Annotated in this window: 13 protein-coding genes and 1 pseudogene; 13 read left to right on the top strand and 1 reads right to left on the bottom strand. The window is 58.3% G+C overall.

Going from position 1 to position 13,690, the window contains the following annotated elements; genetic code table 11:
- Positions 1 to 10 precede the first annotated feature (10 nt).
- The 10 genes from AB688_RS03090 (at position 11) to AB688_RS03050 (ending at position 7,917) form a co-directional block, all read left to right on the top strand.
- The gene (locus tag AB688_RS03090) at positions 11 to 397 is read left to right on the top strand and encodes a DUF2493 domain-containing protein (protein WP_063542109.1); all 387 of its coding nucleotides are present in this window, start codon (positions 11 to 13) and stop codon (positions 395 to 397) included.
- Positions 387 to 554 carry a hypothetical protein gene (locus tag AB688_RS26700; RefSeq protein WP_153772505.1) on the top strand — a complete coding sequence of 56 codons (168 nt, stop codon included), beginning with the start codon at positions 387 to 389 and terminating at the stop codon, positions 552 to 554. The genes AB688_RS03090 and AB688_RS26700 overlap by 11 nt, the downstream gene beginning before the upstream one ends.
- A 490-nt stretch (positions 555 to 1,044) precedes the next feature.
- Positions 1,045 to 1,293 (top strand): hypothetical protein, encoded by a 249-nt coding sequence (locus AB688_RS03085; RefSeq protein ID WP_054893665.1) that lies wholly within the window; start codon positions 1,045 to 1,047, stop codon positions 1,291 to 1,293.
- Positions 1,294 to 1,320: 27 nt separating this feature from the next.
- Positions 1,321 to 1,572 (top strand): DUF3077 domain-containing protein, encoded by a 252-nt coding sequence (locus AB688_RS03080; RefSeq protein ID WP_063542107.1) that lies wholly within the window; start codon positions 1,321 to 1,323, stop codon positions 1,570 to 1,572.
- Between the two features lie 313 nt (positions 1,573 to 1,885).
- Entirely contained in the window at positions 1,886 to 2,350 is a 465-nt protein-coding gene (locus tag AB688_RS03075; RefSeq protein ID WP_054893667.1) for a hypothetical protein, read from the top strand.
- Positions 2,351 to 2,443: 93 nt separating this feature from the next.
- On the top strand, positions 2,444 to 3,214 hold the full coding sequence (locus tag AB688_RS03070) for a hypothetical protein (RefSeq protein ID WP_063542106.1): 771 nt from the start codon (positions 2,444 to 2,446) through the stop codon (positions 3,212 to 3,214).
- A gap of 71 nt (positions 3,215 to 3,285) precedes the next feature.
- Complete coding sequence (locus AB688_RS03065; RefSeq protein WP_063542102.1) at positions 3,286 to 3,987, top strand: ABC transporter ATP-binding protein; 702 nt, start codon at positions 3,286 to 3,288, stop codon at positions 3,985 to 3,987.
- A complete protein-coding gene (locus AB688_RS03060) occupies positions 3,980 to 5,194 on the top strand; it encodes an ABC transporter permease (RefSeq protein ID WP_063542097.1) in 1,215 nt (404 codons plus the stop codon). Before AB688_RS03065 ends, AB688_RS03060 begins: the two co-directional genes overlap by 8 nt.
- A 28-nt stretch (positions 5,195 to 5,222) precedes the next feature.
- A complete protein-coding gene (locus tag AB688_RS03055; RefSeq protein WP_416766238.1) occupies positions 5,223 to 6,665 on the top strand; it encodes a TolC family protein in 1,443 nt (480 codons plus the stop codon).
- Entirely contained in the window at positions 6,658 to 7,917 is a 1,260-nt protein-coding gene (locus tag AB688_RS03050) for an efflux RND transporter periplasmic adaptor subunit (RefSeq protein ID WP_063542093.1), read from the top strand. The genes AB688_RS03055 and AB688_RS03050 overlap by 8 nt, the downstream gene beginning before the upstream one ends.
- Positions 7,918 to 8,094: 177 nt before the next feature.
- Here the strand turns inward: AB688_RS03050 and leuA are convergent, their stop codons facing one another.
- On the bottom strand, positions 8,095 to 9,792 hold the full coding sequence (gene leuA, locus AB688_RS03045) for a 2-isopropylmalate synthase (RefSeq protein WP_063542090.1): 1,698 nt from the start codon (positions 9,790 to 9,792) through the stop codon (positions 8,095 to 8,097).
- Positions 9,793 to 10,157: 365 nt separating this feature from the next.
- Here leuA and AB688_RS03040 point away from each other — a divergent pair.
- The 3 genes and pseudogenes from AB688_RS03040 to AB688_RS26695 all read left to right on the top strand — a co-directional run.
- Positions 10,158 to 10,394: pseudogene (locus AB688_RS03040) on the top strand (magnesium chelatase domain-containing protein); the annotation flags it as partial.
- A 139-nt stretch (positions 10,395 to 10,533) separates the two neighbouring features.
- On the top strand, positions 10,534 to 11,805 hold the full coding sequence (locus AB688_RS03035) for a site-specific integrase (protein ID WP_063542088.1): 1,272 nt from the start codon (positions 10,534 to 10,536) through the stop codon (positions 11,803 to 11,805).
- A 3-nt stretch (positions 11,806 to 11,808) separates the two neighbouring features.
- Positions 11,809 to 13,533 carry a site-specific integrase gene (locus AB688_RS26695; RefSeq protein ID WP_063542086.1) on the top strand — a complete coding sequence of 575 codons (1,725 nt, stop codon included), beginning with the start codon at positions 11,809 to 11,811 and terminating at the stop codon, positions 13,531 to 13,533.
- The last annotated feature ends 157 nt before the right edge of the window (positions 13,534 to 13,690 follow it).

Below are 13,690 nucleotides of genomic sequence, written 5' to 3'. Positions count from 1 at the left end.
AGAGCAGACCATGCGCGTACTGATCTGTGCGGGACGCAACTACGCCGACACCCGGCGCTGCCGCCAGGCCCTGGACGATGTCCAGCGCCAGCGGCCGATCCGGGTGTTGATCCACGGCGGCAGCCAGTTCCTTGGTGGCGAGATCGAAAGCTGGGCACGCGAGCACGGCGCCGACCTGGTGCGCTACCCGCCCAACTGGCAGCTGCACGGCAAGCAGGCCGAACGCCTGCGCAACCTGTTCATGTTCACCGACAGCCGCCCCGAGCTGTTGCTCGCCCTGCCCGGGGGCGACGACACCGAGGAGCTGCTGGCCAGGGCCCGCGGCGCGGGTGTGCAGGTGATCTGCGGCAGGCAACCACGACAACCCGAGCGAGAGGAGCATTGCCATGACGCCTGAAAAGCCTGATGAGAGAGCCCGTTTCTCGCTCACCCACGACCTGCCACCCGCCCAGGCCCGGGCGGCGCGGCGCAATGTGCTGTTTGTGATCGTGACCTTGGTGTTGAGTGGGGTGTTGGTAGTGTTGTTTGGGGTCGAGGCGCGGTTGTCTGGATGATGCGCCGCAACAGGCTTGTGGGGCGCCGCGAACGCCGGCACTGCCGGTGCCAACCACCACGGTGTCTGCTTCGCGGGCAAGCCCGCTCCCACAAGTGCTGCACCGACTCCGGTGCCTGTGCCCCCCCTGTGGGAGCGGGCTCGTCCCGCGATCGGGCGCGCAGCGGCCGCCAACGTACGAAAGTTCTGAAACCTCTAGCAGGAGCCTTCGATCCGTAAACCTTGGGAAGTATCCTACGCGCTTTGCGGAAGCCTCTTAATTGTCGGGGAAATACCTCAGGGATAACTTCGCTGGGTCGCCCACATTGGCGACTGGGTGTGAGAAGCCCAAGTGTTTCAGGAATGGCTTCCCGTCATGGTAGCCGTGCGCGAGCAGGTTTCGACCTGGCCGTGTCCCTGGACCACGGACTTCTCACCTCGTGCACGGCTGCCACCCTAATCCGTGAGAAGGGTTCTGATGGCAGCTCCAGATGTCGTCCAGGAGTTGAACCATGAAGAAACTCGTCCCCGACCCACCCCGCCTCAAGCTCATCAACAACCCCTACTTCTCCATCCACACCGACATGACCCCTCCCGACGCCCTGGCCCACGCCAGCGAGCTGTTGCGCGGTGTTGCCGAAACCATCGACGAACACTGCCGCACCTATGCCGGTGTACCCGGCCTGCACATGCTGTCGAACGCCGCGCACTCCGCCGAAACGGCTCGCGCGCTGATCGAACATGCGCTGAACCGGATGTGACCCTGAGCCCGTCAAGGAGTGATGAACATGAGCGGTAACCAATCCGGTCGCACCACCGCAGGTGTTGCCACCTTTCTCGAGATGTTTCGCGTACAGCCCGGTATCCCCTATGAGCGCGCCATCGAAGAAATCTCAGTGCTGGTGGGCTGTACACGTGATCTGAGCGATCAGTTCACAGGGGAGGCAAACCCTGCGGCAATCACCGCCCTGCACTACCTCAGCGCCCTGGCCAAGGCGTTGTTGAATGATCTTGAAGTCAGCCGCAACGCTGGCGTCTGAAACCTCACGAGCAATCCTCGATACCGCCTCGGCATCGAGGCCCAGGCAAATGCTGCACGAGCACGCTTCAATGAGCTGAAGTCTCAGGCCGCGCAAGAATCCGTCACTAAAGTATTCCCTCCCTGTGCCGTTAACTGCCTCAACTGGAAGGATTTATTTAGCTGGACTTTGCGTAAGTCGAGCTAACCCATGGAAGGCACCGATGCAAAGTGACCGGAAAGGACATGCAGCTGCCGTAACGCTGCAGACCGGGCAAGGCGGACTGTTGTCCGTCGTGCGACATACGAAAATGTCAACACATGGAAAATACGCTATGCAATTCAAGAAACGGATCTTCGCGGCCCTGGCCGTTACCTCCCTGTTCGCTGCCGGTGCAGCGCATGCAGGCCCTCCCGTGCAGATCACCGTCAAGAATCTGGGCACTGCCGAAGCCAAGTACTCGATGATCGGCAACAACGAAGCCCTGACCAACGCCAGCGCAACGCCCAAGCCCAAGGATTCGATCCTGCCGAACCAGGCCTTCACCTTCGTCGTGACCGGCCCCCTGAGCCCAGACATCACCACCGCCTTCGTGCGCTACGCCATCGGCGGCAAGTCCTGCGTGTTCCGTACCTCGTTCGTCAACACGATTGCCCCGGGCGGGCTGGGTGGCACCATCACCAAGATCCCGAAATGGACCAAGGATGCCGATGCCAGCGGCGGCGCTCGCTGCACCGCAACCATCACCTCGACCAGCCTGTCGAACTATTCGTGGAACGTCGAATTCACGATCAAGTAAGTCGCTGAACGTTCTGCCCCGGAGCGATCCGGGGCAGAACGGGTCCAAAGTAGACGCAGCATCCCCGCTGCCCAGAGAGATACGGAGACGATCATGGATGGTGTCAACAGCCTGCCGGCGTCACAGGTAAAAACCCTCAACGCAACTCAAGGCACTGGCAAGCCAGATGAAAAGCCTGACGCCACGGCCTCGGTCGCGTCGCCCCAGAAAACGGGCAGCTCGGATAACGCCAGCATCTCGCCACTGGCGCAGTTGCTCAGCGACGCAGCAGCACGGGCGGCAAAGCGCGACGCCAGCACTGACCGTAGCGGCCTGAAAGCCATCGCCGAGCAGGTAACCCGCGCTATTCACAGCCCGGCGTTCGAGCAGTCCAAGGTCGAACGCGATGCCGAAACGCCCGCTTCGGACGACCCACAGCGCCTCGAGCAAGCACGTCAGGCAACCGCCTTCCTGAACAACAAAGGTTCCAACCCGTTCGCGGGCATGTCCATGGAACAACTTTCTCTGATCGTGCATGACGACAGCGGTGCATTTACAGTCAACGAACGGCGCGCAGCGCTGGTGGAGACCGGTGCACAAGAAGAGGCTTGGTCCAGGGCGGTTTCGCAGAAGTTGATGGACGAGTACAACCGCGACGGGCACATGTCACCTAAAACCCTTCAAGGCATCCTGGATTATTACAAGGGCCTGCCGCCGATCATGGAAGCCCAGCTTCCCGACAACTACGAACACGATTTGAACAAACTCATCCAGTACGCCGAAAAAGAACAATCGCACAGCAAGGATCAACTGCAATCGCTGCTCGATCTGGTCTTGGCAAAACGCCTTGAATACACCGACAAGACAGTAACGCAAGACACCTGAATTTATTCAACCAGGTGCCCATCGTGTTGAGTGGGATACCTGGACAGATTCCCAAGGATCGTGGGCAATGGATGCCTGAGTCACCCAACCAGACGCTGATTCGCCTGCAAGGCGTGACGCATGCGTACAGCTCCCATAGCGCCGCGCGGCCCGTGCTGCGTGATGTCTCGTTGTCGGTCGAGGCCGGCCAAAGTTGCGCCATCGTTGGCGCCTCGGGCTCGGGCAAGAGCACCTTGCTCAGCCTGATCGGTCTGCTCGACCAGCCCACCCAAGGACACCTCCACCTGGCAGGCCGCGACATGACCCTGGCAACCGATGGCGCCCGCGCAGTGATGCGCAACCAGCACATCGGCTTCGTTTTTCAGGGCTTCAACCTGCTGCCGCGTCTGGATGCCCTCGACAATGTCGCCTTGCCGCTGCTTTACCGTGGCGAGCCACGCAACTCGGCACGGGAGGCGGCGCGCCAGCAGTTGCGGCGGGTAGGCCTCGGCGAACGGCTGCACCACCGCCCGGCAGAGCTCTCCGGGGGCCAACGCCAGCGAGTGGCCATTGCCCGCGCCCTCGTCGGTGAGCCCCAACTGCTGCTCGCCGACGAGCCCACCGGCAACCTCGATGGCCAGACTGCACAAGACATCATCGAACTGCTGCTGGCTCTCAACCGTGAGCAGGGCGTCACCCTGGTCATCGTCACCCATGACCTGGGGATTGCCCGTCGTCTGCAACGCTGCCTGCAGGTTGTCGAGGGCTGCATACGCGAGGTCGTGCATGGTTAGCACGCGAGCCTACGGCCCATCCCTCGCTCAGCGCCTTTCTGAACCATTCGATAGCCTCCAGCGCCTGGGACGCCGGGCCATTCTGGCGTTGCTCGGTATCGCAGTCGGCTGCGCAGCCGTGGTTGCGCTGCTGAACATTGGGCACAACGCCCAGCGCCAGGCGATGGCGGTGTTCAAGGGCATGGGCAGTGACCTGCTGGTCGCCGACGTGCAATGGCCTGCAGGCGCCCACTTGTCGGCACAGGCAACGCAGCCCTTCGACGCCCAAGCCGTGCGCGAAGCCGAGCCGGGACTGCGTGCAATCAGTCCGCTGAGCCTGTCGTCGGTACGCGTGAGTCTGCACGGACGAACACACGACGCGCTGCTAGCCGGGGTAGATCCGCAACTGGCCGAAGTACTCGACCTGAGATTGATAGAGGGGCGTTTCATCAGCCCTTACGACAGCCGCAGCACCCATGCGGTACTGGGCGAGCGCCTTGCCGCCGATCTGGCCGCACAGGGCATGCCGGTCATGCCTGGCGCACAGCTACAGATCGCAGGCTACGTGTTCCAGGTGATCGGCGTATTGCACGGCATCGGACAAAACCCACTGCTGCCGCTGTCGATCGACGACAGCTTGCTGATCCCGCTCGAAGGTATGCGACGGCTGGTCAGCGCACCTCAGGTGGGTACCGTTCTGGCGCGCACTGCCGACGGTGCCGACCCACTTGCCGTCGCCCCTCGCCTGCAGGCGCGGTTGCAGACCGCACTGCCCGGTCGCACGATCGATGTCCAGGCTCCCCAGCAGTTGCTCGCCGGTATCGCCCAGCAGTCGCGGCTGTTCTCCTGGCTGCTGGCAGGGCTGGGCGGCATTGCCCTGCTGGTGGGCGGTGTCGGGGTGATGAACGTGATGCTGATGAACGTCTCCGAACGCCGCCGCGAGATCGGCGTGCGCATGGCACTAGGCGCCCGCCCGCAAGATATCGCCTGGCTGTTTCTCCTCGAAGCGGTGGTACTGGCCGTGACCGGCGCAGCTTGCGGTGCAGTGCTGGGCGTGGGCGCGGGGTGGCTGTTTACTTTGCTGTCTGGCTGGGCCGACTTCAGCCTCGCCCCCCTGTCGTTGCCACTTGGCATCGGAGGCGCAGTCCTCACCGGGCTGTTCTTCGGCTTGAGCCCGGCGCTGTCTGCCGCCCGCCTGCAACCGGTACAGGCGTTGCGCGATGATTGAGCGCTGCCTGGCCTTGCTACTGCTGATCATGAGCACCGGGCCTGCCCTGGCCAGCCTGGCGCTCGCGCCTTCCCAGGCGACCCGGTCGAGCGCACCTTCGCCAGCCGTTTCCAGCCTCTCGCTGAAGGCACAGCGCATTGATTTGAGCCTAAGCGACGCGATCTACCTCGGTCTGCGCGACAACCGCGGGATCCGCAGCGCCTATCTGGATCGAATTGCTCAGAAGTTCGACCTGCGGGTGGCCGAGGATCGTTTCAGCCCCAAGCTGCTCATCCGCGGCAACTACCTGTCCAATCACAACCAGGCCGACCGCTATCGCCAAGGGGATATCACACCCACTACGACCCTGCTGACTCCTTACGGCACCCGCCTGAGCCTGGGCTGGACCTATCGTCACACCGAGGCCGATCTGGCCGGGCTGACCCGTAACGACGGCGCCAACATCACGGTCATCCAGCCGCTGCTGCGCGGTGCCGGCAGGGATGTCGCCACGGCACCGGTGCAACTGGCCCGCCTGGGCGAGCAGGTCAACCGGCTGGCGTTGAAAGACACCGTGGCGCAGACCATCACCCGAATCATCATCGGTTATCACACTCTGCTGCAGACCCAGGAGCAGTTGCAGATTGCCCGCGACGCCCTGCAGCGGGCCAATCAATTGCTCGAGGTGAACCAGGCAATGATTGCTGCCGGTCGCATGGCAGCCTTCGAGATAGTCCAGACCGAAGCCGAAGTCGCCACCCAGGAGCTCGGACTGGAAGACGCCCGCAATCAACAGCAAGCCGCGCGCCTGGCTCTGTTGCAGATGCTGGCGCTGGATCTCGATACCCCCATCGTCGCCAGCGACACGGTCCATGCAGACGCGATCGATGTCGACACCTCCTTGGCCCTTCAACAGGCTCAGGCCCTGCAACCGACCTACCTCATCGAACTGATTGCCGGCGAGCAAGCAACGATCAACCTGACGGTGGCGCGTAACGAGCGCCTGTGGGACGTCTCTCTGGTCGGTGGTGGCGCCCAGGTACGTGAACGCAACAACCTCAACGGCAGCGCGCGCAGTTGGGAGAATTATGTGGGTGTTCAAGTGGAAATTCCGATCGGTGACCTGAGTACCCGTCAGGCTGAAGTACATGCGCGTGTCGGGGTGGAAACCCAGGAAGTCCGGTTGCAGGAAGCACGTCAGCAACTCCAGCGGGACGTGACCAATGCCGTGCGCGACATCGGCGTGCGCTGGCGCCAGTACCAGATTGCCCTGCGCGCGCAGGAATTGTCGCAACGCAAACTAGCGATCGAACGAGAAAAACTCACCGTCGGCCGATCGAGCAACTTCCAGGTTCTGAGTTTCGAGAACGACCTGCGCACGGCGCAGAATACGCGCCTGGGTGCGCTCATCAGCTACATGAACGCCCAGGCCGAACTGGACCAGACCCTGGGCACCACGCTGGACAGTTGGGACATTGCACTGAATGACTAGGTTTTGCTCGATCACTGGCGGCCGCGCGCTACTGGTGCTGGCCCTCGCCAATCTGCCGGGCTGCTACGGCGATGCGGATGAGCAGCCGGGCGCTTCCCCGCAAGCGCAGTGGGTGCAGGTAGCACCGCGCCTGCTGGAAAATCGCCTGGGCCTGGTAGGCCACCTGCAGTCAATGGACCACATCACCCTCGCTGCACCTTTCGATGGGCTGATCGCCGACGTGCGCGTACAGGAGGGCCAGCACGTCGAGAAAGGCCAGGTGCTGGTGACGCTGGACCCTGCGCAGTTGCAAGTGCAATTGCGCCAGGCACAGGCTGAGCTGCTCAAGGCCCGTCGAGAGGCGCAACGCCTGGAACGTTGGAGCTCCAGCCCGGAAGTCGCCCGCGCACGGCGCGCAGTGGCGGCCGCGAACCAGAACCTGTCCCGCAGCGAGAATAGCCTGCGCGATACCCAGGCGCTGTTCGAGCGCGGCATCGTCGCGCGAATGGAGGTCGAAAGCCTGGCTCAGCAAGTGAACACCCAGCGCCAGGACCTGACCGCCGCCAACGAGGATCTGCTTACAACACTTGCGCACGGCCACGGCGAGGAGCTCAGCATCGCGGCAATGGAACTGGCCAACGCCCAAGCGCGCCATCAGGCCCTCGAGCAGTTGTATGCACGACGCGAACTGCTCGCTCCGCTGGCCGGGTATGTGGTTCGCCCGGCCCCTCAAGAGGGCGGAAAATCCGTTCCCCTGCAAACGGGTGTCGCCGTTACCCAGGGGGTACCGCTGCTCGGCGTGATAGGCCAGGAGCGCTTCCAGGCCTTGAGCCGGGTGGAAGAGACCGACCTGCGCCTACTCCACGAAGGCATGCCGGTGCAGATCAGTGGCGACGGCTTTTCCGGTGAACTGAGCGGCCGCCTGACCGCCATCGGTATCCAGAGCGAGACGGCTGATACGCAAGGCGCCGGAGCCCAGTACCCAGTGAAGGTGTCGATCGACCTGCCAGCACAGCCCTTGCAGCACCCCATGCGCGCGGGGATGAGCGCACGCCTGTCGATCATTCTGCAGCGTGACGAACAGGGTATCGCCATTCCCCCGCACGCATTGCGCGATGATGGGCAGGGGGGACGCTACGTGGTGTATCGAGCGACGCCACAGGCTTCGGTCGAGCAGATTCCGGTGACGACCGGTGCAGCGGTGCCCGAGGGCGTGATGGTGCGGGGGCTGGAGGCTGGGCTGGTGGAGGTGCAGGCGCGCACGCCTGACTGAAGAACTGCCACGTCCGAAGACCAAAATCCGGAAACCAGGGTGATCTGACAGTGTTCAATGCGTGAACTGAGCTGCAAGGTCCGCATGTATACATCGCCTTCCATGCGGACCTCGTGGCTGGCCACCACCGCACCATGCCCGCAGTCTGTTCCCAAGGCTTCCAATGCCGATATCGCCTCAGGCCGTGACGATGGTATTGCCCAAGGGCTCGAGCAGGCCCTGGCGAGTGGCCCTGCACACGGCACTGACCAAAGCCTGCAGCGAAGCCTGGAGAATGCTGCTGTCTTTACCAACACCGAAAAGCAGCTGGTTGTTGACGCGAATTTCCACATAGGCGATCGCCTCGGCCTGGGCGCCATCACGTACCGCATGCTCATGGTAGTCGGCGATGTCGAAATTCAGGCCAAGTGCGGCAAAGGCGTTGACCAGCGCGGCGAGCGGCCCGTTGCCCTTCCCGGTCAATGGCAGGCGGCCACCGTCAACGAGCAGTTGAGCATTCACGTAGGTGCTTGCTTGGTCACTGGTGAGCATGGGCTGGGTCAGGGTGTAGGGCCTGCCCTGCTGCAGATAGGTTTCAGTGAAGCAGGACAGGATCATATCGCTGGTTACTTCCCGGCCTTCGGCATCGGCAACCCGCTGGACTACGCCGCTGAACTCCATTTGCAGACGCCGCGGCAGCATGATGCCCTGCTGCTCCAGCAGATACGCCACGCCTCCCTTGCCCGACTGGCTGTTGACCCGGATCACCGCCTCATAGCTGCGCCCCATGTCGGCAGGGTCGATCGGCAGGTAGGGGATTTCCCAATAACCGTGAGGGTTTGCGCGGCGGCGCGCAAAGCCTTTCTTGATCGCGTCCTGATGAGAGCCGGAGAACGCAGTGAACACCAACTCACCGGCATAGGGATGACGAGGATGGGTAGGTAACTGGTTGCAGTACTCGACCTCACGCTGAACGTGGGTGATGTCCGAGAAGTCCAGTTCAGGGCTGATGCCGCTGGTATACAGATTCATGGCCAAGGTCAGGATATCGACGTTGCCGGTGCGCTCGCCATTGCCGAACAGCGTCCCCTCGACCCGTTCGGCACCCGCCAGGCACGCCTGCTCGGCAGTTGACACCCCGGTGCCGCGGTCATTGTGTGGGTGCACGCTGATGATCACGCTGTCTCGCTGGCTCACATGCCTGCAGAACCATTCGATCTGGTCGGCGAACACGTTGGCCGTCGACACCTCGACGGTTGTGGGCAGATTGAGAATCATCTTGTTGGACGGCGTTGGCTGGAACTCGGCGATGACCGCGTCGCAGATTTCCAGGCCGAAGTCCAACTCGGTGAAGCAGAACGTTTCCGGCGAATACTGGTAGGTCCACTGGGTTTGCGGATTGGCCTGCATCAACGCCTTGATCTCACGGGTGGCCTGGGTGGCAATATCGATACAGCCAGCGCGGTCGACACCGAACACGACTTCGCGGAACACAGGGGCCGTGGCGTTGTAGACATGCACAATGGCCCGCGGCACGCCCTTGAGCGCCTCGAAGGTGCGCTCGATCAGGTGAGTACGCGCCTGAGTCATGACCTGGATGGTGACATCGTCAGGGATTGCGCCGCTTTCGATAAGCTCACGGACGTAATCGAAATCAGTCTGCGATGCCGCCGGAAAACCTACCTCGATCTCCTTGAACCCGACCTTGACCAGCAGATCGAAGAAGCGACGCTTGCGCTCGGCGTTCATCGGTTCTATCAGGGCCTGGTTGCCGTCGCGCATATCAACGCTGCACCAGACCGGTGCGGCTTTCTGTACCTGGCCAGGCCAGGTGCGGTCCGGCAGATCAACCACGTTGAAATGGCGGTATTTAGTGGAAGGGTTCTTCAACATCATGGTGGCGTTTTCCTTGGCCTGTAAGCGATCGTGCTGGCGCTGGATGAGGTGAGCGTATATCTAATATTGGATCCAATTTATGCTGAAAGCGCTTAGTCTGGATTGCGTTCTGTTTACCCAGAAACAGGGTTATGTTTTTTAAAATTGCTGAGAAATCAATTTTCTTAGTGAATACTTGCCATATGACATAAAAAGTATCTTCACGCTGCTGCGCCACGGTGGGCCTGACGGACTGTGTCCACTCAACAAAAAAACGCCATGCCTTGGCAAAATCTCGTCGCACTCTTCACCCCCCACTGCCCACGCCCCTGGCTATCCTTGCCCCTGCCGCAGGACGCGGCATCCCCAGTGACCAAGGAGTGTCCATGTCCCTCGCCCTCGTCCACAGCCGCGCCCAGGTCGGGGTGCTGGCGCCCGCTGTCAGCGTCGAAACCCACCTGGCCAACGGCCTGCCCAACCTCACCCTGGTCGGCCTGCCCGAGGCCACGGTCAAGGAAAGCAAGGACCGGGTACGCAGTGCCATCGTCAATTCCGGCCTCGACTACCCGGCCCGACGCATCACCCAGAGTCTCGCCCCCGCCGACCTGCCCAAGGATGGCGGGCACAGGTTAGATAAAGTCATGGACGTCACATAGTACTTAATACACCTATGGACGTTTTCGAGCTCCAAGCTACGCTTCTCGTAAAGCATATATTTGAAGCCCACGCTCGTTCGTTGGCTTTTCTGACGGGAACATACCCATGGCCCGACTTGAGTCGATTGATCACACACCCTACCGCTCAGAGGCCCATGAAGACCGCTTAAACTGGGAGAGGGTTGTAGACGGACGCATGATTAAAGGGCTCCCACAATTATTCTGGGCAGACGGAAAACCATGGCGTGAAGCAAACCTGTGGCTAATGGAAGGTGCCTGCAACCAAGAAGTCGATCTGAAGACGGTTCAAGCTAAAGCGACATGCTTGCATACCTATGCGAATTGGTTGGAAACGTCAGACAACAAGTGGTGGGACTTCCCTGCTAGAAAGGAGAATCGGTGTCTAGTTCGCTACCGAGGCGCTCTTGTAGCGGCCAGAGACAACTCAGAACTATCCTCTTCGACAGTTTCTCAACGAATGCGAGTAGTTGTCAGCTTCTATCGCTGGCTCGCAGCTACGAACCTTCTTTCACCTGCCTGGCCCATGTGGAAGGAGCGAACGGTAGGTGTGCATTTATCTAACCCTTTTGGCTTTAAGCGCACCCTTGCGATAACCACCACTGATCTGGCCATACCTAATAGAGCGCGACCAGGTGAACGACTAGAAAGCGGGTTACTTCCCGTATCTGCATCTGATCGAAATCAAATTTTAGACTTCGCTCAAAGCCAAGCGTCTGAAGAGCTTTTTCTTCTATTAATCACCGGCTTCTTTACGGGCATGAGAATTCAAACATTAACAGACCTAAAAGTCAAAACGCTATCTAACGCAACACCTGACCCTTGCGATCCGAATTTATACCGAATAAACGTAGGCCCAGCAGCATCTCCCTCCGTGGCTACAAAATTCGACGTTACAGGGCAAGTTTGGATCACAAGGGAGTTATTAGAGAAGCTTCTCCGTTACTCTCATAGCGAACGTCGCCTGAAGCGAGAGATAAAAGCATCGCCAGACCATAAGGATCTCGTGTTTTTGACTCGCTTTGGCAATCCATATGCGCAGCGAGGATCAAATAAATCTGCAGCAATAAATGTAGAGATGCATGGATTTAGAAAGATTGCATTAGCTAACGGAATCCAAAGCATGCGAAATTTTCGGTTCCATCAAACTCGCTGCACCTTTGCCACTGAGCTAGCACGACTTGCAATCAGCTTTGGTGGCGGACTTCACGCAGTAGCGATAGTGAAAGAAGCTCTCCTACACAAGAACGAATCAACAGCACTTAAATACATCAAATTTGTAGAAAAAACTCCGATAAAGCGAGAGCTAGCAAACTCGTTCACCAAAGCCTTTCTTGGAATTATCTCGGGAAAGCACTGATATATGTATAAACTAGACGTGCCAGTACCAAACTTAAAGTTTACAGGTGTAGCCTATGGAATCAGGGAAACACCTCTAGATCTAAAAATACTACTTTATTATGGAGGAGCAGCCACCGACATTCGTAAATTCGAGGACTTTCTTTCGAAAGGAAAATTTGGACCACCGCTTTTTGAACGCCTACCCTTACTGGTAAGAATTCACAGCGTCATACAGACGACTATTACAGCAGGTGGCAGTCGGTTCACGGCGAAAACCAGCATACATTGCCTTAGACAATTTTATTCTTGGGCTGAGCAAGCAAGACTTCCCCTTTCATTAAGTTCCATAGATGACACTTTCATAGCGTGGACGGATCATTTGCTATCTCGGCAACGCAGAGACAAGACGCTGAAGACAGTGACTATCGCAGGAAAGGCAACGATAGTAAGCTCATTACTTGATCAGGCTTTAGACCTGAAAATTGGACTTTACCGCAGTACACGTATACCAAAAAAATACAACAAGAAAAAAGTGCTAGGCACTAACGCAGACAAAACAAAGCTGAGTGAATCTTTTGATTTTGGAACCTGCCTACTAGACATTGTCAACGCATTATCAAGTGAGGCAATTCGCGGATCACTCCCAGTGCGCATCAACTTTCGCAACGGCAGATTTCTTGACGAGTGGTCCGGACTAAGGCCGGCAGACACTGTTAAATATCTACTTCCTGGGCACGGGAGCTCTGTGGATAGAAAAAAAGTGCGAGAAGCTCGCGAGCGCTGGGAGAAAGATGCCTCATGGCGCACTCGCTTCCCACTAATCAATCTACGAATACAGGCAGAGTTGCTAATTTTTATTTCGCAAACCGGCATGAACTTGTCGCAAGCACACAAACTAAAAATAGAAAAATGTACATTCCAAAGCTTTCTAGGCGGATACCAAGTCCGCCGTGTCTATAAGGGACGCAGGCAGGGAGAAATAGAATTCGAAATATTCAGTGAGTACCGAGAGGTTTTTGAAAGATACTTAAGGTGGCGAAATGACTTCTTCCCTGATAATTACTATGACCTCTTATTTCCTGAGTCGTCACCTCAAAAAAGATCTAAAGATATCGCTCCAAAATTTCAGGCGATTAGAAGAATATGTAAGAAACTGAATGTTCGCTACATCTCACCAAGAGAGCTTCGAAAGACGAGAGTAAACTGGCTTATTAGAACATCTAAAGACGTATCCTTAACCTCAGAAATCGCACAGCATACTCAGCAGACACTTCTTCAAGTTTACGACCAGCCGCACCACCAGTGCGCTGTTTCTGAGATTAGTAAATTTCATGCTTTTACCGAAAAAACATATGAACCTCCAGGTCCTGGGACATGTATCAATCCGACCCCCAGCCCTCAGAATAATTCGCCGCCTCTATCTCCGGCGCCGAATTGCCTAAGCGCTGCCGGATGTATTTTCTGCGCCCATCATCGGGATCTAGATGACGCGGACCATGTATGGTCACTTGCAAGTTACCGACATTATAAATCCCTAGAGCTGACATGGAGTAGAGCTCTAGTTATGGATTCGAGTGATAGTCCAGCAATGTTGACTATCGAACGTCTCACCGAAAAATTGAACGCGTTTAAGTTAAGTAGCTCCGTACGCGCACTCTGGGTGATTGAGGCGTTAGATCGTATTGAAGAAGGCTATTACCATCCAAAGTGGTCTGGCTTCATTCAGCTGATAGAGGTGTGTTCATGAGTTTAACGGCTTCTTCTTGGCGCCTAGCTATCGACTCACCATTAATATTGCCTCAATCTGAAAACTATCGTCTCCCTAGCTGGCCACCGCCTGACGATTTCCCTGTTGTTATAGACTCCGCCGGAAGAGTCGTTAGCTTTTACGGCGACTCATTCTG

The sequence above is a fragment of the Pseudomonas putida genome (genome assembly GCF_001636055.1).
Lineage (GTDB): Bacteria > Pseudomonadota > Gammaproteobacteria > Pseudomonadales > Pseudomonadaceae > Aquipseudomonas > Aquipseudomonas machongensis.
Note: the sequence above shows the minus strand (reverse complement) of the source record. Positions and strands in the feature narration are given on the sequence as shown.

What these genes read in the sequence shown, in the direction of transcription:
- AB688_RS03055 (WP_416766238.1), top strand. Translation starts at nt 5,223, where the DNA reads ATGAGCACCGGGCCTGCCCTGGCCAGCCTGGCGCTCGCGCCTTCCCAG.
- AB688_RS03075 (WP_054893667.1), top strand. Translation starts at nt 1,886, where the DNA reads ATGCAATTCAAGAAACGGATCTTCGCGGCCCTGGCCGTTACCTCCCTG.
- AB688_RS03060 (WP_063542097.1), top strand. Translation starts at nt 3,980, where the DNA reads ATGGTTAGCACGCGAGCCTACGGCCCATCCCTCGCTCAGCGCCTTTCT.
- AB688_RS03080 (WP_063542107.1), top strand. Translation starts at nt 1,321, where the DNA reads ATGAGCGGTAACCAATCCGGTCGCACCACCGCAGGTGTTGCCACCTTT.
- AB688_RS03090 (WP_063542109.1), top strand. Translation starts at nt 11, where the DNA reads ATGCGCGTACTGATCTGTGCGGGACGCAACTACGCCGACACCCGGCGC.
- AB688_RS03065 (WP_063542102.1), top strand. Translation starts at nt 3,286, where the DNA reads ATGCCTGAGTCACCCAACCAGACGCTGATTCGCCTGCAAGGCGTGACG.
- AB688_RS26695 (WP_063542086.1), top strand. Translation starts at nt 11,809, where the DNA reads ATGTATAAACTAGACGTGCCAGTACCAAACTTAAAGTTTACAGGTGTA.
- AB688_RS03070 (WP_063542106.1), top strand. Translation starts at nt 2,444, where the DNA reads ATGGATGGTGTCAACAGCCTGCCGGCGTCACAGGTAAAAACCCTCAAC.
- AB688_RS26700 (WP_153772505.1), top strand. Translation starts at nt 387, where the DNA reads ATGACGCCTGAAAAGCCTGATGAGAGAGCCCGTTTCTCGCTCACCCAC.
- AB688_RS03035 (WP_063542088.1), top strand. Translation starts at nt 10,534, where the DNA reads ATGGCCCGACTTGAGTCGATTGATCACACACCCTACCGCTCAGAGGCC.
- leuA (WP_063542090.1), bottom strand. Translation starts at nt 9,792, where the DNA reads ATGATGTTGAAGAACCCTTCCACTAAATACCGCCATTTCAACGTGGTT.
- AB688_RS03050 (WP_063542093.1), top strand. Translation starts at nt 6,658, where the DNA reads ATGACTAGGTTTTGCTCGATCACTGGCGGCCGCGCGCTACTGGTGCTG.
- AB688_RS03085 (WP_054893665.1), top strand. Translation starts at nt 1,045, where the DNA reads ATGAAGAAACTCGTCCCCGACCCACCCCGCCTCAAGCTCATCAACAAC.